The sequence below is a fragment of the Streptomyces sp. NPDC006711 genome (assembly GCF_042869775.1).
In the GTDB taxonomy this organism is placed as follows: domain Bacteria; phylum Actinomycetota; class Actinomycetes; order Streptomycetales; family Streptomycetaceae; genus Streptomyces.
Window position 1 is genome coordinate 60656 of record NZ_JBIAGO010000020.1, and the last position, 16931, is coordinate 77586.

Below are 16931 nucleotides of genomic sequence, written 5' to 3' on the forward strand. Positions count from 1 at the left end.
TCAATCATAGACAGTCGAATCAAGATGAAGCAGGGAAGATGCAGCACTGAAGGAGGCAGTCACATGGCCGGCACCGTCACCGCCCCCGCCGCGGCACCCCGCGGGCTCGCGGGCGTCGTCGTCACGGACACCGAACTCGGCGACGTCCGAGGCCGCGAGGGGTTCTACCACTACCGCCAGTACTCCGCCGTGGAGCTCGCGGGAGCCCGCACGTTCGAGGACGTCTGGTACCTGATGTTCCACGGCGAGCTGCCCGACGCAGGAGCCCGCGCCGCCTTCGCCGCCCGCACGGCGGCGCTGCGCCACCTGCCCGACGGCGTACGGGAGGCGCTGCCGGGCATCGCCCGCACCGGAGCCCGTTCGGGGCCGCTGGCCGGACTGCGCACCGCGCTCTCCCTGCTCGGCGCGGCCAGGGGCTTTAGGCCGGTGTACGACCTGGACCCGCGCGAGCGCGCCGAGGACGCGCTCGCCGCCTGCGCCGCCGTCCCCACCCTGCTCACCGCGCTGCACCGGCTCGGCCAGGGACATGAGCCGGTCGAGCCCCGCGACGATCTCCCGTACGCCGCCAACTACCTCTACATGCTGACCGGTTGTGAGGCCGAGCCCGAGCGGGTCCGCGCCGTGGAGCAGTACCTCATCTCGACGATCGACCACGGCTTCAACGCCTCCACCTTCACCGCCCGCGTCGTCGCCTCCACCGGCGCCGATGTCGCGGCGAGCCTGGTCGCCGCGGTCGGCGCGCTCTCGGGTCCCCTGCACGGCGGCGCGCCCAGCCGGGCCCTGGACACCCTGGACGCGATCGGCACCCCCGACCGCATCGACGGCTGGATCCGCGAACGCGTCCTGGCCGGTGACCGGATCATGGGCTTCGGGCACCCCGTCTACCGCACCGAGGACCCCCGCTCCCGCATGCTGCGCGGCATCGCGCAGAGCTTCGGCGGACAGCTGGTGGACTTCGCCGTCGAGGTGGAGCGCCAGGTCGAGGCGATCCTGGCCGAACTCAAGCCGGGCCGTGAGCTGCACACCAATGTGGAGTTCTACGCCGGTGTGGTCATGGAACTGTGCGGCCTGCCGCGCGAGATGTTCACGCCCACCTTCTGCGCCGCCCGGGTCGTGGGCTGGAGCGCCAACATCCTGGAGCAGTCGGCCGATTCGAAGATCATCCGCCCGGCGGCGCGCTATGTGGGGCCGCCCCCGGCGCAGCCCGTCCCCGCTGCCTGAGCCCGCTCCTGGCGGCGCCGCACGCCGGGCCCGCCGGCTCCTGCCGCGGCGGGGACGGGGTCAGCCCCGGCAGGGGTAGGCGGGAAGCGTCAGGGAGTTGGCCGCGCGGGCGAGCTCGACGGGGGAGGGCCTGCTGTCGCCCGACCTGTTCTGGGCGAGCCGCTGGTTGCGGTGGACGTAGTCGCGGGTCAGGAGCTCGTAGCGGGCGAAGGCGCCGCGGTGGTCGTGGGGGCTGTTGCCGAGCTCACCCGCCAGTACGTAGGCCCCTGCCAGGGCGAGACTGGTGCCCTGGCCCGAGCGGGGCGAGGGGCAGTAGCCCGCGTCGCCCACCAGGGTGACCCGCCCCTTGGACCAGTGGTCGAGGCGGACTTGGCTCATCGAGTCGAAGTAGAAGTCCGGTGCGCTGCCCATGCGTTCCAGGAGCCGGGGCGTCTCCCAGCCGACCCCGGCGAACCGCTCGGCCACCAGGGCCCTGTGGCGGACGGGATCGCGGTGGTCGATGTCCAGCTCGGGGGAGTGGAACAGGAGGATCGCCCTCGCCTCGGTGTTGTCGCGCGTGCTGTAGACGCCGACCAGCTCCTCGGGGGTCATGTGGAAGGTCTGCCAGTGATCCAGCGCGAGGAAGTTGTCCACGCTGAAGATCGCGAGATAGCTGCCGAGGAAACGCAGGTAGGAGGACTCCGGCCCGAAGACCAGCCGGCGCACCCCCGAGTGCAGGCCGTCCGTGCCGATCACCAGGGCGAAGCGGCGCGGGCGTTCGTGCTGGAAACGGACCTCGACGCCGTCGTCGTCCTGCGCGATGGCGGTGATGACGTCGTCGAACAGGAACTCCGTGCCGTAGCGGCTCACGTCGAACAGCAGCGTGGTCAGATCGTCCCGCATCAGTTCGACGTCGTCGTTGTCTATCACCCCGCCCGTGAAGGTTTCCTCGGTGGAGCGCGACAGTTCCACGCCGTCGCCGTCCACCACCGACATGCCGCGCATGCCGGTCGTCACGGACCGGACCTTGTCGAGAAGGTTCATCCGGTCCATGACCTGTAAGGCGGAACCCCGGATGTCGATGGCCTGCCCGCCCTTGCGCAGCCCCGGAGCCCGCTCCACCACGGTCGGCCGGAACCCGGCCCGCTGCAACCAGTAGGCCAGCGTCAGCCCTGCCACACTGGCCCCGGAGATCAAGACGTTCCTGTGGTGCATGGCGCTCTCCCGGTGCTTGTCGTGTGCATCCTGGAGACCGCTTCACCCGCTCTCCGGGGATACGTCGAGTCGTGACAGGCTGAGTCTCGACAGCGTGCCGGGGGGCCGCAATACACAAAACGGCAAGGAATCGTTGCGTTCCGGGCAATGTCCGCGCGAGCGGGCAGGCGGCGGGCGCGGACAACCAGCAGGCACAGACAACCAGCAAGCACAGAGGCCGGGTCCGGCCGCCGCCCGTCCGGGCGGCGCCCAGGGGACGCGGCTCGCGGAAAGGTCCCAGGTGAACAACCCCGGCCGGCAGATCCCCGTCATCGTCCTCGCGGGCTTCCTCGGCTCGGGCAAGACCACTCTGCTCAACCATCTGCTCAGGGCCTCACGCGGCACCCGTATCGGCGCCATCGTCAATGACTTCGGATCCATCGAGATCGACGCCATGACGGTGGCGGGCCGGCTCGGCGACTCCACCGTCTCGCTCGGAGGCGGCTGTCTGTGCTGCGCCGTCGACAGCAGCGAACTCGACCGCTACCTCGACAAGCTCACCCGTCCCGCCGCTCGCCTCGACGTCATCGTCATCGAGGCGAGCGGTCTGGCCGAACCGCAGGAACTCCTCAAGATGCTGCTCGCCAGCGAGAACCCGCGCATCGTGTACGGGGGCCTGGTCGAGGTCGTCGACGCGGCGGAGTACGAGGCGACGCGCGAGCACCACCCCGAGATCGAGCGGCACGTGGCCATCGCCGACCTCGTCGTGCTCAACAAGACGGACCGGGTGGACGCCGGTGACCTGGCCCGGCTGCGGGCCTCGCTGCCCGAGGCGGCCGCCGTGGTCGAGTCCGCGTACGGCCGCGTCGACCCGGAGCTCTTCTTCGACCGCAGGCCCGTCACGGAACGGGTCGGGCAGCTGGCCTTCGACGACCTGCTCGACGATCTGCCCGACGGCGAGGAGCCCGGCCACTCCTGCGGGCACGACCCGCACGGGCCCGGCTGCCCGGGCCATGGCGGGCACCTGCACGCCGGGTACACGTCCGTCGCCTTCACCTCGCAGGTGCCCCTCGACCCGCGCCGCCTCATGGCCTTCCTCGACACCCGGCCCGAAGGCCTCTACCGCCTCAAGGGGTTCATCGACTTCGGCGCCGCCGATCCTCGCAACCGCTACAGCCTGCACGCGGTCGGCCGGTTCCTGCGCTTCTACCCCGAGCCGTGGGCGCCCGGCCAGGAGCGCCGCACCGACCTCGTCCTGATCGGCGCCGGCATCGACGCGCCCGCCCTGGACCAGCACCTCGCCGGCTGCGTGAGCGACGACCCGGGCGCCGTCCCCGCCGAACACGCGATGTGGGGCGTGTTGCGTTACGTACCCGAGCCCGAGCCCGAGGCGGAGGCCGAGCCCGAGTCCGAGTCCGACATCGAGGACCCCGAGGAGTCGGAAGAGGCCGGGGTTCGGTGAACTCCCCGGCCCCCTGGGCTAGTTGACGCCCGTGCCCGCGCCCGCCGCCGCGCTCGCTCCCCGCCTCCGCCCCCGTCCCCGCCTCCGTCTTACGCGAGGGGGCCCGAAAGGACCGCGACCGGCGAGGTCAGCGGCGTGCCCGAACCGTCACGGCGTGGGTCGGGCTCGGGGAGCTGGGCCGGGGTGCCATTGCTCTGGGCCGCGCGCGCCGGAGCGGGTCCCGCCCAGGCCAGCACCAGTTTGTCCTCGCCCTTGAGGAAGCGCTGACAGCGCACCCCGCCGGTGGCCCGGCCCTTGCGCGGGTACTGGTCGAAGGGCGTCAGCTTGGCGGAGACCGCCGCGTCCCCGAGCAGGGTGGCGCCCGAGCCCGCGACCGTGAACACCGCCCCGTCCCCGCCCGGGTCGACCGCCGTGAAGGAGATGACCTTGGCGCCGTCGGCCAGCTTGATGCCGGCCATGCCGCCGGCGGGCCGGCCCTGGGGGCGCACCTGCTGGGCCTGGAAGCGCAGGAGCTGGGCGTCGTCGGTGATGAAGACCAGGTCCTCCTCGCCGGTGCGCAGCTCGGCCGCGCCCACGATCCGGTCACCGTCCTTGAGGGTGATGACCTCCAACTCGTCCTTGTTGGCCGGGTAGTCGGGCACCACGCGCTTGACGATGCCCTGCTCGGTGCCGATGGCCAGACCCGGTGAGGACTCGTCGAGCGTGGTGAGGCACACCACCGTCTCGTCGGGGTCCAGCGAGGACAGGAACTCCGAGACGGGGGCGCCGCCCGACAGGTTGGGCGCGGACGCCGTGTCCGGGAGCCGGGGCAGGTCGATCACCGCGAGGCGCAGCAGCCTCCCGCTGGACGTCACCACGCCCACGTCGCCGCGCTGGGTGGCCGGCACGGACGAGACGATCACGTCGTGCTTGACGCGCTTGTCGTCCTCGCCGGGCGTGAACGGCTCGGCGCCCGCGGTGCGCGCCAGCAGGCCCGTCGAGGACAGCAGCACCCGGCACGGGTCGTCCGCGACTTCGAGGGGGACGGCCGCCACGGACGAACCCGCCGATTCGAGCAGGACGGTGCGCCGGTCGGTGCTGAACTTCTTCGCCACCGCCGCCAGTTCGGCCGAGACCAGCTTGCGCAGCTCGCCGTCGGAGTCCAGGATCCCGGTCAGTTCGTCGATCTCGCCGCTCAGGCGGTCGCGCTCGCTCTCCAGCTCGATGCGGTCGAACCTGGTGAGCCGGCGCAGCGGGGTGTCCAGGATGTACTGCGTCTGGATCTCGCTGAGCGAGAAGTGCTCGATCAGCCGTTCCTTGGCCTGCGCCGAGTTGTCACTCGACCGGATGATCCTGATGACCTCGTCGATGTCGACCAGGGCCACGAGCAGGCCCTCGACCAGGTGCAGCCGGTCGCGGCGCTTGGTGCGGCGGAACTCGCTGCGCCGGCGCACCACGTCGAAGCGGTGGTCGAGGTAGACCTCAAGGAGCTCCTTGAGGCCGAGGGTGAGCGGCTGGCCGTCCACCAGGGCCACGTTGTTGATGCCGAAGGACTCCTCCATCGGCGTCAGCTTGTACAGCTGCTCCAGGACGGCCTCGGGGACGAAGCCGTTCTTGACCTCGATGACCAGGCGCAGACCGTGCGAACGGTCGGTGAGGTCCTTCACGTCGGCGATGCCCTGGAGCTTCTTCGAGCCGACCAGGTCCTTGATCTTGGAGATGACCTTCTCCGGGCCGACCGTGAAGGGCAGCTCGGTGACGACCAGGCCCTTGCGGCGCGCCGTCACGTTCTCCACCGACGCCGTGGCCCGGATCTTGAAGGTGCCGCGCCCCGAGGCGTAGGCGTCCTTGATGCCCTGCAAACCCACGATCCGGCCGCCGGTCGGCAGGTCGGGGCCCGGCACGAAGCGCATCAGCGCCTCCAGGTCCGCCTGCGGATGGCGGATCAGATGGCGGGCGGCGGCGATGACCTCGCCCAGGTTGTGCGGCGGCATGTTGGTGGCCATGCCGACCGCGATCCCGGACGAGCCGTTGACGAGCAGGTTCGGATAGGCGGCCGGCAGGGCGACCGGCTCCCGCTCCTGGCCGTCGTAGTTCGACGTGAAGTCGACGGTGTCCTCGTCGATCGACTCCGTCATCAACGACGTGGCGTCGGCCATCTTGCACTCGGTGTACCGCATGGCGGCCGGCGGGTCGTCGTTGCCGAGCGATCCGAAGTTGCCGTGGCCCTGGACCAGCGGAAGGCGCATGGAGAACGGCTGCGCCATGCGCACCAGGGCGTCGTAGATGGAGGCGTCACCGTGCGGGTGCAGCTTGCCCATCACCTCGCCGACGACGCGGGCGCACTTCACATAGCCCCGGTCGGGGCGCAGGCCCATCTCGTTCATCTGGTAGACGATGCGGCGCTGGACGGGTTTCATGCCGTCCCGCGCGTCCGGCAGGGCCCGCGAGTAGATCACGGAGTACGCGTACTCGAGGAAGGAGCCCTGCATCTCGTCGACGACGTCGATGTCGAGGATCCGCTCCTCGAAGTCGTCGGGCGGCGGCGGGGTCTTCGTGCTGCGGCGGGCCATCGCGGCTGCTGCTCCTTCACGTACCGGATCGGGGCTGGATCCGACCATTGTGGACCGTCCCACTGACAACGCCGACCGCGACCCGGGAACTTCGCCAGGTGCCCACGCGCTTGCATACAGTGGCAGGACTTCTCAACCCAGGACTTCCTCCGCACGTACTCCACACTGCGGTACTGCACATCGGATACGAAGGGACGTACATGCCCATGGGTCACACGGCCACAGCCCAGGCCGGCTCCGGCGGTCTGACAGCGACGGAGCACCGACTGGCCAACGGCCTGCGCGTGGTGCTCTCCGAGGACCACCTGACCCCGGTCGCGGCGGTGTGCCTCTGGTACGACGTCGGCTCGCGCCACGAGGTCAAGGGCCGTACCGGTCTCGCCCACCTCTTCGAGCACCTCATGTTCCAGGGCTCCCAGCAGGTCCACGGCAACGGCCACTTCGAACTGGTGCAGGGCGCCGGCGGCTCCCTGAACGGCACCACCAGCTTCGAGCGCACCAACTACTTCGAGACCATGCCCGCCCACCAGGTGGAGCTCGCGCTCTGGCTGGAGGCCGACCGCATGGGCTCGCTGCTCGCCGCCCTCGACGAGGAGTCGATGGAAAACCAGCGCGACGTCGTCAAGAACGAGCGCCGCCAGCGCTACGACAACGTGCCCTACGGCACCGCCTTCGAGAAGCTGACCGCGCTGGCCTACCCCGAGGGCCACCCCTACCACCACACCCCGATCGGCTCCATGGCCGACCTGGACGCGGCGACCCTGGACGACGCGCGCGCGTTCTTCCGCACCTACTACGCGCCCAACAACGCGGTGCTCTCGGTGGTCGGCGACATCGATCCCGAGCAGACGCTGGCCTGGGTGGAGAAGTACTTCGGCTCCATCCCCTCCCACGACGGCAAGCAGCCGCCGCGCGACGGATCGCTTCCCGCCACCATGGGCGGGCAGCTGCGCGAGGTCGTCGTCGAGGACGTCCCGGCGCGCGCCCTGATGGCCGCCTACCGGCTGCCCCACGACGGCACCCGCGAGGCCGACGCCGCCGACCTGGCGCTGACCGTCCTCGGCGGCGGCGAGTCCTCGCGTCTGCACAACCGTCTGGTGCGGCGCGACCGGACGGCGGTCGCGGCGGGCTTCGGCCTGCTGCGGCTGGCCGGCGCGCCCTCGCTCGGCTGGCTCGACGTCAAGACCTCCGGCGGCGTCGAGGTCCCCGACATCGAGGCCGCCGTCGACGAGGAGCTGGCGCGGTTCGCCGAAGAGGGCCCCACGGACGAGGAGATGGAGCGCGCCCAGGCCCAGTTGGAGCGCGAATGGCTCGACCGGCTCGGCACCGTCGCGGGCCGCGCCGACGAACTGTGCCGCTTCGCGGTCCTTTTCGGCGACCCGCAGCTCGCCCTGAGCGCGGTCGACCGCGTCCTGGAGATCACCGCGGCCGAGGTCAAGGCGGTCGCCGCCGCGACGCTGCGCCCCGACAACCGGGCGGTCCTGGTGTACGAGCCCACCGGGGCACCCGAGGCAGGCAACGACGAGGAAGAAGAGGCGGGCCAGTGACGGACGCTGTCGTGACCATGGAGTTCCACCCCAAGCCGGCCGCCGGCGCCGCCGAGCCGTGGGCCTTCCCGGCCCCCGGGCGCGACACGCTCGCCAACGGCCTGACCGTGTTGCGCTGTGACCGGCCGGGACAGCAGGTCGTCGCCGTCGAGATCTTCCTCGCGGCCCCGCTGGACGCCGAGCCCGAGGGCCTGGACGGCGTCGCCACGATCATGGCGCGCGCCCTGACCGAGGGCACCGACAAGCACTCGGCCGAGGAGTACGCCGCGGAGCTGGAGCGCTGCGGTGCCACGCTCGACGCGCACGCCGACCACCCCGGCGTCCGGGTCTCGCTCGAAGTGCCCCTCTCGCGGCTGCCGAAGGCGCTCTCGCTGCTCGCCGAGGCGCTGGCGGCCCCCGCGTTCGCCGACTCCGAGATCGAGCGCCTGGTGCGCAACCGGCTCGACGAGATCCCGCACGAGCAGGCCAACCCGGCCCGCCGCGCCGCCAAGCAGCTCTCCAAGGAGCTCTTCCCGGCCACCTCGCGCATCTCCCGGCCCCGCCAGGGCACCGAGGAGACCGTCGGGGCGATCGACGCGGCCGCCGTGCGCGCCTTCTACGAGGCGCACGTGCGTCCCGCGACGGCGACCGCCGTCATCGTCGGCGACCTGTCGGGCACCGACCTCGACGCGATCCTCGCCGACACCCTGGGCGCGTGGACCGGCGACACCGCCGAGCCGCGCCCCGTCCCGGCGATCACCGCCGACGACACCGGCCGCGTCGTCATCGTGGACCGCCCGGGCGCCGTCCAGACGCAGCTGCTCATCGGCCGCGTCGGCCCCGACCGCCACGACCGCGTCTGGGCGGCCCAGGTGCTCGGCACGTACTGCCTGGGCGGCACCCTGACGTCCCGTCTGGACCGGGTGCTGCGCGAGGAGAAGGGCTACACCTACGGTGTGCGCGCCTTCGGCCAGGTGCTGCGCTCGGGCCCCGACGGTGGCGCTGCGATGCTCGCCATCAGCGGCTCGGTGGACACTCCCAACACCGGTCCCGCGCTCGATGACCTGTGGAAGGTGCTGCGCAAGCTGGCCGCCGAAGGGCTGACGGACGCCGAGCGCGAGAGCGCCGTGCAGAACCTGGTGGGCGTAGCCCCGCTCAAGTACGAGACGGCGGCGGCGGTCGCGGCGACGCTGGCCGACCAGGTCGAGCAGTTCCTGCCGGACGACTACCAGGCCCAGTTGTACGCGCGGCTCGCCGAGACCGGCACCGTGGAGGCGACGGCGGCCGTCGTCAGCGCCTTCCCGGCCGACCGGCTCGTGACGGTGCTCGTGGGCGACGCGGCGCAGATCGAGGAGCCGGTCAGGGCGCTGGGCATCGGTGAAGTGAGCGTCGTCACGGGCTGATTGACGCCCCTTCGGCCCCCGGGATCCCCGGGGCCTCGGTGACAGGAAGGACCCCGGTGGCGCACGCGCCCCCGGGGTCTGCCCATATGTCCTGTTTGTTGGGGAGGTTGCCTCTCTGTCGTGTGGCGTACGCAACAAAATGCGGCGTCTGTTTGGTAGGAGAAAGACCGGCCGTCTAGCGTCAGTCGCGCTGTCCGTCACCACCCGCCGCAGCCGCGGCACCGGACAGCGATCGCCGAGTCCCCGATGGCGCGAGCCAGGGGAGCCGGGGACCCACTCAGTCCCTGGGGTGAATCGGACGCCTCCGCCCGCGGGGGAGTCCGTAGGAGACCTTCCTGCTCCGAACCCGTCAGCTAACCCGGTAGGCGAGATGGAAGGAAAGGACACCGCCACTCCATGGCGTTCACCCGTGCCACCGGGAAACACCGCGCGCCCAGCCGGATGACGCGCCGCAGCGCGAACATCGCGGGCATCGCCACCCTCGCCACCGCCGGAGTCGTGGGCACCCTCGCCTCCCCGGCCGTCGCCGCCCCCGACAACACCGTCACCGACACCGGTCTCACGCAGGCCATCGTCATCGGTGACACCGTCGCCGACCAGCTCGGCGCCCAGGCCGACGCGCAGAAGCAGGCGGCCGCGAAGGCCCAGGCGAAGGCGGAGGCCGAGGCCGAGGCCCGGCGCAAGGCCGAACTGCGGGCCCAGGAGGCACGCGAGGCCAAGGAGCGCGCGGCGCGCGAGGCCGAGCGCAAGCGCCTCAACACCTTTGTCGCGCCGATATCCAACAGCTATGTGTCCACCGGCTACAAGACCGGCGGGTCGCTGTGGTCCTCCGGCAGCCACACCGGCATCGACTTCCACGCGGGCATCGGCACCCCGGTGCACGCGGTGGGCCTCGGCACCGTCGTGGAGGCCGGCCCCGGCGGCGCGTACGGCAACAACGTCGTGATCAAGATGCAGGACGGCACGTACACCCAGTACGGCCACCTCTCGGTCATCCAGGTCACCGTCGGCCAGTCGGTCGAGCCCGGCACCCAGATCGCCCTGTCGGGCAACACCGGCAACACCACGGGCCCGCACCTGCACTTCGAGGCCCGCACCGGACCGGAGTACGGCTCGGACATCGACCCGGTCGCCTACCTGCGCTCGCACGGCGTGAACGTCTGAGCGTCCCACCCGAAGGCACCCCGGCGCCCCCGCGCCCACCGAAGGCCCCCGTGACGCGCGCGGGGGCCTTCGCCGTTGGCCGGAAGGCGCCCCTGGGCTCCGACGCGTCACGGGGAATTAACACGGCCTGCGTACAGTCGCCCGACCAGCGCCGACGACCGCGTCGCGCCGTGTACCAGGCGGAGGTCGAGGCATGCGCGTTCCGGCGCATTCGGTGTGCGCGGCCATCCGCGACGACATCGTGGCGGGCGTCCACGAGCCCGGCGGCCGGCTCGCCGAGGAAGCGCTCGCCCGCCGTTACGGGGTCTCGCGCGTCCCGGTCCGCGAGGCCCTGCGCACCCTGGAGTCCGAGGGGTTCGTGACCACCCGCAGATACGCCGGCGCCTGGGTGGCCGAGCCCACCGCCGCCGAGGGCGCCGACCTCCTCGAACTGCGCCTGCTGCTGGAGCCGTTGGCGGCGGCGCGGGCCGCCGCGCGCCGCGACGAGGCCCATCTCACCGTGCTGCGCGCCCTGGTGCGGCTGGGCAGGGAGCGGGCCGGGCGCGGTGCGGGCGAGGACTGCGCTGAGCTGTGGGGCTGGTTCCACGAGACGCTGGCCCAGGCCTGCGCGAGCCCGGCCCTGATCGCGCCGCTCACCCAGGTGCGGCGCAAGATCGCCTGGATGTACGTGGCCGATCCGTCCGAGCGCGGGGCCCAGGCGTGGGACGGCCTTGGCGCCGTCACCGACGCGGTGGCCCGGGGCGACGCCGAACGCGCCCGCTCGCTCATGGCCCAGCACACCGAGCGGTCCTCGCGCGCCCACCGGCCGCGCGGGCTCGGGGCGGCCGGGGTGGCCGCACCGAGCGGAACGCCGAGAAAGCGAGGGGCGCCGCGCGGGACCGAGATCGCGCGCGCCCGCACCTGACGACGAAGGACCGCCGGGCCCGTGTCGGGGCCCGGCGGTCCTTCGGTGTGCGGCCGGCCGGGTCAGACGGTCTCGGGCAGTTCCTCGAGGCCGTCGGCGACCAGCTTCGCCAGCCGGTCGAGCGCGGCGTCCGCGCCCTCGGCGTCGGAGGCCAGCACGATCTCCTCGCCGCCCTGCGCGCCCAGGCCGAGCACCGCGAGCATGGACGCGGCGTTGACCGGGTTGCCGTCGGCCTTGGCGATCGTCATGGGGACTCCGGCAGCCGTGGCGGCACGGACGAAGATGGACGCGGGGCGGGCGTGCAGGCCCTCGGCCCAGCCGACGTTGACGCGGCGCTCAGCCATGGTGTTGCCCTTCGAAATCTCTGACGGTTGTCTAGACCAGTCTCTCATGGGGTGTGCCGTGCTCCTGCCGACCCCGGGCCCGGGTGCGCCGCCGGCCGGCCCTAGGTCGTGTCTTCAAAGTCCCGTCTGGCCGGCGGGGTCTGGCACGCACGCTCGCGGCGTTGTCGTCGGTCGCCGATGCTCCGCGTCGACTCCCTCCTTCGCCTTGCGATCGCACGCACCAGACCCCGCCGGCCCCGCCCTACGGGCGGACGACGCCACTTTGAAGACACTCCCTAGGGGGTGTCTGGTGGACCATGGCCGGGGGCGCGGCGCCCTGACCGACCCTGATCCACCAGACACCCCCTTGCCACCTTGCCCCGCCCGGTACGCCCACGCGACCCGTACGCTTTCGGTATGACGACGGCGTCCGACCCCGCGTACCCGGCTCACTGGGAGGCCGACGTGGTGCTGCGCGACGGCGGCACCGCGCGCATCCGGCCCATCAGCCCCGAGGACGCCGGCCGGCTCGTCTCCTTCTACGAGCTGGTCTCGGACGAGTCGAAGTACTACCGCTTCTTCGCTCCCTACCCCCGCCTCTCCGCCAAGGACGTGCACCGCTTCACCCATCACGACTACGTCGACCGGGTCGGGCTCGCGGCGACGGTCGGCGGAGAGTTCATCGCGACCGTGCGCTACGACCGGATCAACGCCCTTGGCCGCCCCGCCTCCGCCCCCGCCGACGAGGCCGAGGTCGCCTTTCTCGTCCAGGACGCCCACCAGGGGCGCGGCGTCGCCTCCACGCTGCTCGAACACATCGCGGCGGTGGCCCGCGAGCGCGGCATCAGGCGGTTCGCCGCGGAAGTGCTCCCGGCCAACAACAAAATGATCAAGGTGTTCACGGACGCCGGGTACCAGCAGAAGCGCTCCTTCGAGGACGGCTCGGTCCACCTCACGCTCGATCTGGAACCCACCGCCGAATCGCTCGCCGTGCAACGCGCCAGGGAATACCGCGCCGAGGCGAAATCCGTGCGGCGCCTGCTCGCGCCCGGTTCGGTCGCCGTCATCGGCGCGGGCCGCGCCCCCGGCGGCGTCGGCCGCGCGGTCCTGCGCAACCTCCTGGAGGCCGGTTTCACGGGACGGCTCTACGCCGTGAACCGGGCGCTGACCGGCGAGCGGCGCGAGATCGACGGCGTCCCCGCGTTCTCCAGCGTCGGCGCGATCGGCGAACCGGTCGACCTGGCCGTCCTCGCGGTGCCCGCCGAACGGGTGCCGGACGCGGTCGCCGACTGCGGCGAGCACGGCGTGCAGGGCCTGGTCGTCCTCGCCGCCGACTACGCGGAGAGCGGCCCGGCCGGCCGGGAGCGCCAGCGCGCGCTCGTGCGCCAGGCCCGCTCCTACGGGATGCGGCTGATCGGCCCCAACGCGTTCGGGATCATCAACACCGCGCCCGGCGTGCGGCTCAACGCCTCGCTCGCCCCCCAGGCGCCGCCCGCCGGCCGGATCGGTCTGTTCACGCAGTCCGGCGCGATCGGCATCGCCCTGCTCTCGGGCCTCTACCGGCGCGGCGCGAGCCCGTCGACGTTCATCTCGTCGGGCAACCGCGCGGACCTGTCCGGCAACGACTTCCTCCAGTACTGGCACGAGGACCCCGACACCGACGTCGTCCTGCTCTACCTCGAATCCATCGGCAACCCGCGCAAGTTCACCCGCCTGGCCCGCCGCACCGCCGCCGCCAAACCCGTCGTGGTCGTCAAGGGCGCCCGGCACAGCGGCACGACCCCGCCGGGTCACGCCGTCCCCGTGAGCCGGGTGCCGGACGCCACGGTCTCGGCGCTGCTGCGCCAGGCCGGCGTCATCCTGGTGGGCACGGTCACCGAGCTCGTCGACGCGGGCCTGCTCCTCGCGGGCCAGCCGCTCCCGGCCGGGCCGCGCGTGGCGATCCTCGGCAACTCCGAATCGCTGGGCCTTTTGACGTACGACGCGTGTCTGACCGAGGGTCTGCGTCCGCTCAGGCCCCTCGACCTGACGACGGCCGCGACCCCGACCGACTTCCGCGCGGCCCTCACGGCGGCCCTGGCGGACGACGCCTGCGACGCGGTGGTGGTCACCGCGATTCCCTGGGTCGGCGAGAACGGAGTGCTGGAGTCCGGCGACGGCCAGGTCCTCGCCGACGCCCTGCGCGACGCCGCGGCCACGGCGCCCGCCAAGCCGGTGGCGGTGGTCCACGTGGAAATCGGCGGCTTGGCCGAGGCGCTGGCCGCGGCGGCTAGAACGGTCACCCGGACCCCGTCCGGCGCGCATCCGGCTCCGCCCGGCACCGCGTCGGCCGCATCGGTCCCGTCGGCCCCCGAGGAGCGGGGATCCGGTGGCGGCGTATCCCGCGCATCCCGCGCATCCAGCGCACTCGGCGTATCCGGCGCACCCGTCGGCGTCCGGCCGGGGCAGGACCCGGGGCGCGGGGCGGCCACACCCCCCGGCGCGGAGCCAGGCCGCACGCCGCCCGCGCCGCGCGAGGCCGCCCGCATTCCGGCCTACCCCGCCGCCGAGCGGGCCGTGCGGGCCCTCGCCGAGGCCGTCCGCTACGCGCGCTGGCGGCGGGAGGCGGCCGACCCCGGCAAGGTGGGGGAGTACGACGACATCGACGAGGCCGGCGCCGCCGCCCTGATCGAGCGCCTGCTCGGCGCCGACCCCGACCCGCGTGGCACGACCCTGGCCGACGCCGACGCCCGGGAGCTGCTGGCCCGGTACGGCATCGCGGTGCGCCCCGCGCTGCCCGCGCCCGACGCGGCCCGCGCCGTCGAAGCCGCCCGCCGCCTGGGCTACCCGGTCGCCCTCAAGACCACCGCGCCGCACCTGCGCCACCGCCCCGACCTCGGCGGCGTCCGCCTCGACCTGGCCGACGAGCGCCAACTGGCCCGCGCCTACGCCGAGTTGACGGCCACCCTCGGCAAGCCGCAGGAGCTCGCGCCGGTGGTGCAGGCCATGGTCCCGCGCGGCGTGGACACCGTCGTGCGCGCCGCGATCGACTCCGCGGTGGGCGCGGTGCTGTCCTTCGGGCTCGCGGGCGCCGCCTCCGAACTGCTTGGCGACACCTCCCACCGCCTCATTCCGGCCACCGACCGCGACGCGGCCGAACTGATCAGGACCATCAGGACCGCGCCGCTCCTGTTCGGCTGGCGCGGCTCGGCGCCGGTGGACACCGCGGCGCTCGAAGAGCTGCTGCTGCGGGTGTCGCGGCTGGTGGACGACCATCCCGAGGTGGTCGCCATCGGTCTCGAACCCGTGATCGTCGCTCAGCGCGGCCTCGCGGTGCTCGGCGCGAGCGTCCGTCTGGCCCCCGCCCCGCCCCGCACGGACCTGGGCCCCAGGCGCCTGCCCAGCTACTGAGGGCCGTGAGCCCCGCGCGGGAGCTTAAGATGGACCCCATGGCGAAGACCGGTACGACGACCCAGGGGCTGCGCGCGGCGATCGAGCGCAGCGGCTATTACCCGGCCCTAGTGGCCGAGGCGGTGGAGGCCGCAGTCGGCGGCGAGCCCATCGCGTCGTACCTGGTGCACCAGGAAACCACCTTCGACGCCAACGAGGTGCGCCGCCATGTGACGGTCCTCGTGCTGACGGACAACCGTTTCATCGTCAGCCACACCGACGAGCAGAACGCCGACACCACCTCCCCCACCCCGTACGCGACCACCTCCACGGAGTCCGTCAAGCTCGGCCGGATCTCCTCGGTCGTGGTGAGCCGCGTCGTCGCCAACCCCGAGTCGTACACGCCCGGCACCCTGCCCCGCGAGGTCGTCCTGACCATCGGCTGGGGCGCCGTCGCGCGGCTCGACCTGGAGCCCGCCGCCTGCGGCGACCCGAACTGCGACGCGGATCACGGCTACACCGGCAATTCGACCGCCGACGACCTGAGCCTGCGCGTCAGCGAGGCCGGAGACGGCCCCGACACGGTCCGGGGGACCCTGGCCTTCGCCCAGGCGCTCTCCGAGGCGACCGCGGCGACCGGCCGCTGATGGCACAGCCGGCCTGGCAGGACCCCGAACCCCTCGCCCTGGACACCGCGCCCGTCCCCGAGTACGGCACCGGATCGCTCGCCGACCTGCTGCCCACCCTCGTGGCGGGCCAGGGCGTACCCGGGTTCGAACAGCGCATCGACGCCCTCGCGCCCGCCGACCGCAACTGCGTCTTCCTCATCGACGGCCTCGGCTGGGAGCAGATCAAGGCCCACCCCGACGAGGCGCCCTATCTGCACTCCCTGCTCGCCACTTCGCGCGGCGGCACGGGCCGGCCCATAACCGCCGGATTCCCCGCCACCACGGCGACCTCGCTCGCCTCGGTCGGCACGGGCCTTCCCCCCGGCGAGCACGGCCTGCCCGGCTACACCGTGCGCGACCCGGAGGCCGGCGAGCTGATGAACCAGCTCCGCTGGAAGCCGTGGACCGACCCGCACGTCTGGCAGCCCCACCCCACCGTCTTCCAGCTCGCCGACCGGGCCGGCGTGCACACCGCCCAGGTGTCGTCGCCGGACTTCGAGCACACCCCGCTCACCAAGGTCGCGCTCAGCGGCGGCACCTTCCGGGGCAAGCTCTCCGGCGAGGAGCGCATGGATCTCGCGGCGGCCCAACTCGCGGCGGGGGACCGGTCGTTGGTCTACACCTACTACTCCGAGGTGGACGGCAAGGGCCACCGCTTCGGCGTCGACTCGGACGCCTGGCGCGGCCAGCTGATGTACGTCGACCGGCTCGCCCAGCGCCTGGCCGAACAGCTCCCGCCCCGCGCGGCCCTGTACATCACCGCCGACCACGGCATGATCGACATCCCCTTCGACGAGCAGTCCCGGATCGACTTCGACGAGGACTGGGAGCTGCGCGCGGGCGTCGCCCTGCTCGGCGGCGAGGGCCGGGCCCGCCATGTGTACGCGGTGCCGGGCGCCGCTCCGGACGTCCTGACCTGCTGGCGCGAGGTGCTGGGCGAGCAGTTCTGGGTGGCGAGCCGCGACGAGGCGATCGCCGCGGGCTGGTTCGGCCCGCACATCGACGAGCGGGTGTACGGCCGGATCGGCGACGTGGTGGCGGCCGCCCATGACGACGTCGTCATCACCGCGTCGCGGCGCGAGCCCCACGAGTCCCTGATGGTCGGCAACCACGGCTCGATGACCCCGGTGGAACAGCTCGTACCGCTCCTCGAAGTACGCTCGTAA

General features: G+C 72.7%; 12 protein-coding genes and 1 riboswitch. Of the genes, 9 read left to right on the forward strand and 3 right to left on the reverse strand.

All coding sequences use genetic code 11. The features are described 5' to 3' along the window. Positions 1–63: 63 nt before the first annotated feature. Positions 64–1221, forward strand: coding sequence for a citrate synthase (locus ACFYM2_RS29835; protein ID WP_388461503.1), 1158 nt, complete (start codon positions 64–66; stop codon positions 1219–1221). Positions 1222–1281: 60 nt separating this feature from the next. Here ACFYM2_RS29835 and ACFYM2_RS29840 read toward each other — a convergent pair whose 3' ends face one another. Then, positions 1282–2415 carry an FAD-dependent monooxygenase gene (locus ACFYM2_RS29840; protein WP_388840568.1) on the reverse strand — a complete coding sequence of 378 codons (1134 nt, stop codon included), beginning with the start codon at positions 2413–2415 and terminating at the stop codon, positions 1282–1284. 280 nt (positions 2416–2695) lie between these two features. Between ACFYM2_RS29840 and ACFYM2_RS29845 the strand changes: the two genes are divergently transcribed. After that, positions 2696–3856, forward strand: coding sequence for a CobW family GTP-binding protein (locus ACFYM2_RS29845; RefSeq protein WP_388840571.1), 1161 nt, complete (start codon positions 2696–2698; stop codon positions 3854–3856). A gap of 89 nt (positions 3857–3945) precedes the next feature. Here ACFYM2_RS29845 and ACFYM2_RS29850 read toward each other — a convergent pair whose 3' ends face one another. Further along, positions 3946–6408, reverse strand: a complete 2463-nt coding sequence (locus ACFYM2_RS29850) for a DNA topoisomerase IV subunit A (protein ID WP_359002124.1) — start codon at positions 6406–6408, stop codon at positions 3946–3948. A 206-nt stretch (positions 6409–6614) separates the two neighbouring features. Here ACFYM2_RS29850 and ACFYM2_RS29855 point away from each other — a divergent pair, with 206 nt between their 5' ends. From ACFYM2_RS29855 to ACFYM2_RS29870, 4 genes are all read left to right on the forward strand, one after another. After that, positions 6615–7955 carry a pitrilysin family protein gene (locus tag ACFYM2_RS29855; RefSeq protein ID WP_350234808.1) on the forward strand — a complete coding sequence of 447 codons (1341 nt, stop codon included), beginning with the start codon at positions 6615–6617 and terminating at the stop codon, positions 7953–7955. Between the two features lie 17 nt (positions 7956–7972). Further along, positions 7973–9337, forward strand: coding sequence for a M16 family metallopeptidase (locus ACFYM2_RS29860; RefSeq protein ID WP_388461561.1), 1365 nt, complete (start codon positions 7973–7975; stop codon positions 9335–9337). A gap of 223 nt (positions 9338–9560) precedes the next feature. Next, positions 9561–9720: riboswitch (cyclic di-AMP (ydaO/yuaA leader) on the forward strand. A gap of 13 nt (positions 9721–9733) precedes the next feature. Then, complete coding sequence (locus tag ACFYM2_RS29865; RefSeq protein WP_388840574.1) at positions 9734–10501, forward strand: M23 family metallopeptidase; 768 nt, start codon at positions 9734–9736, stop codon at positions 10499–10501. Between the two features lie 193 nt (positions 10502–10694). Next, positions 10695–11405, forward strand: a complete 711-nt coding sequence (locus tag ACFYM2_RS29870) for a GntR family transcriptional regulator (RefSeq protein ID WP_388461499.1) — start codon at positions 10695–10697, stop codon at positions 11403–11405. A 62-nt stretch (positions 11406–11467) separates the two neighbouring features. Here the strand turns inward: ACFYM2_RS29870 and ACFYM2_RS29875 are convergent, their stop codons facing one another. Further along, entirely contained in the window at positions 11468–11749 is a 282-nt protein-coding gene (locus ACFYM2_RS29875) for an HPr family phosphocarrier protein (RefSeq protein ID WP_350233103.1), read from the reverse strand. A 396-nt stretch (positions 11750–12145) separates the two neighbouring features. On the opposite strand from ACFYM2_RS29875, the gene ACFYM2_RS29880 reads away from it, so the two are divergent. The 3 genes from ACFYM2_RS29880 to ACFYM2_RS29890 are packed head-to-tail and all read left to right on the forward strand — an operon-like array spanning position 12146 to position 16931. Continuing rightward, positions 12146–15118 (forward strand): GNAT family N-acetyltransferase, encoded by a 2973-nt coding sequence (locus ACFYM2_RS29880; RefSeq protein WP_388840577.1) that lies wholly within the window; start codon positions 12146–12148, stop codon positions 15116–15118. A 38-nt stretch (positions 15119–15156) separates the two neighbouring features. Next, positions 15157–15744, forward strand: coding sequence for a DUF5998 family protein (locus tag ACFYM2_RS29885; RefSeq protein WP_350233105.1), 588 nt, complete (start codon positions 15157–15159; stop codon positions 15742–15744). After that, the gene (locus ACFYM2_RS29890; RefSeq protein ID WP_359002114.1) at positions 15744–16931 is read left to right on the forward strand and encodes a nucleotide pyrophosphatase/phosphodiesterase family protein; all 1188 of its coding nucleotides are present in this window, start codon (positions 15744–15746) and stop codon (positions 16929–16931) included. The genes ACFYM2_RS29885 and ACFYM2_RS29890 overlap by 1 nt, the downstream gene beginning before the upstream one ends.

Bases quoted from the DNA above. Each gene is read 5' to 3' on its own strand.
- ACFYM2_RS29835 (WP_388461503.1), top strand. From the start codon at position 64: ATGGCCGGCACCGTCACCGCCCCCGCCGCGGCACCCCGCGGGCTCGCG.
- ACFYM2_RS29840 (WP_388840568.1), bottom strand. From the start codon at position 2,415: ATGCACCACAGGAACGTCTTGATCTCCGGGGCCAGTGTGGCAGGGCTG.
- ACFYM2_RS29850 (WP_359002124.1), bottom strand. From the start codon at position 6,408: ATGGCCCGCCGCAGCACGAAGACCCCGCCGCCGCCCGACGACTTCGAG.
- ACFYM2_RS29855 (WP_350234808.1), top strand. From the start codon at position 6,615: ATGGGTCACACGGCCACAGCCCAGGCCGGCTCCGGCGGTCTGACAGCG.
- ACFYM2_RS29860 (WP_388461561.1), top strand. From the start codon at position 7,973: ATGGAGTTCCACCCCAAGCCGGCCGCCGGCGCCGCCGAGCCGTGGGCC.
- ACFYM2_RS29865 (WP_388840574.1), top strand. From the start codon at position 9,734: ATGGCGTTCACCCGTGCCACCGGGAAACACCGCGCGCCCAGCCGGATG.
- ACFYM2_RS29870 (WP_388461499.1), top strand. From the start codon at position 10,695: ATGCGCGTTCCGGCGCATTCGGTGTGCGCGGCCATCCGCGACGACATC.
- ACFYM2_RS29875 (WP_350233103.1), bottom strand. From the start codon at position 11,749: ATGGCTGAGCGCCGCGTCAACGTCGGCTGGGCCGAGGGCCTGCACGCC.
- ACFYM2_RS29880 (WP_388840577.1), top strand. From the start codon at position 12,146: ATGACGACGGCGTCCGACCCCGCGTACCCGGCTCACTGGGAGGCCGAC.
- ACFYM2_RS29885 (WP_350233105.1), top strand. From the start codon at position 15,157: ATGGCGAAGACCGGTACGACGACCCAGGGGCTGCGCGCGGCGATCGAG.
- ACFYM2_RS29890 (WP_359002114.1), top strand. From the start codon at position 15,744: ATGGCACAGCCGGCCTGGCAGGACCCCGAACCCCTCGCCCTGGACACC.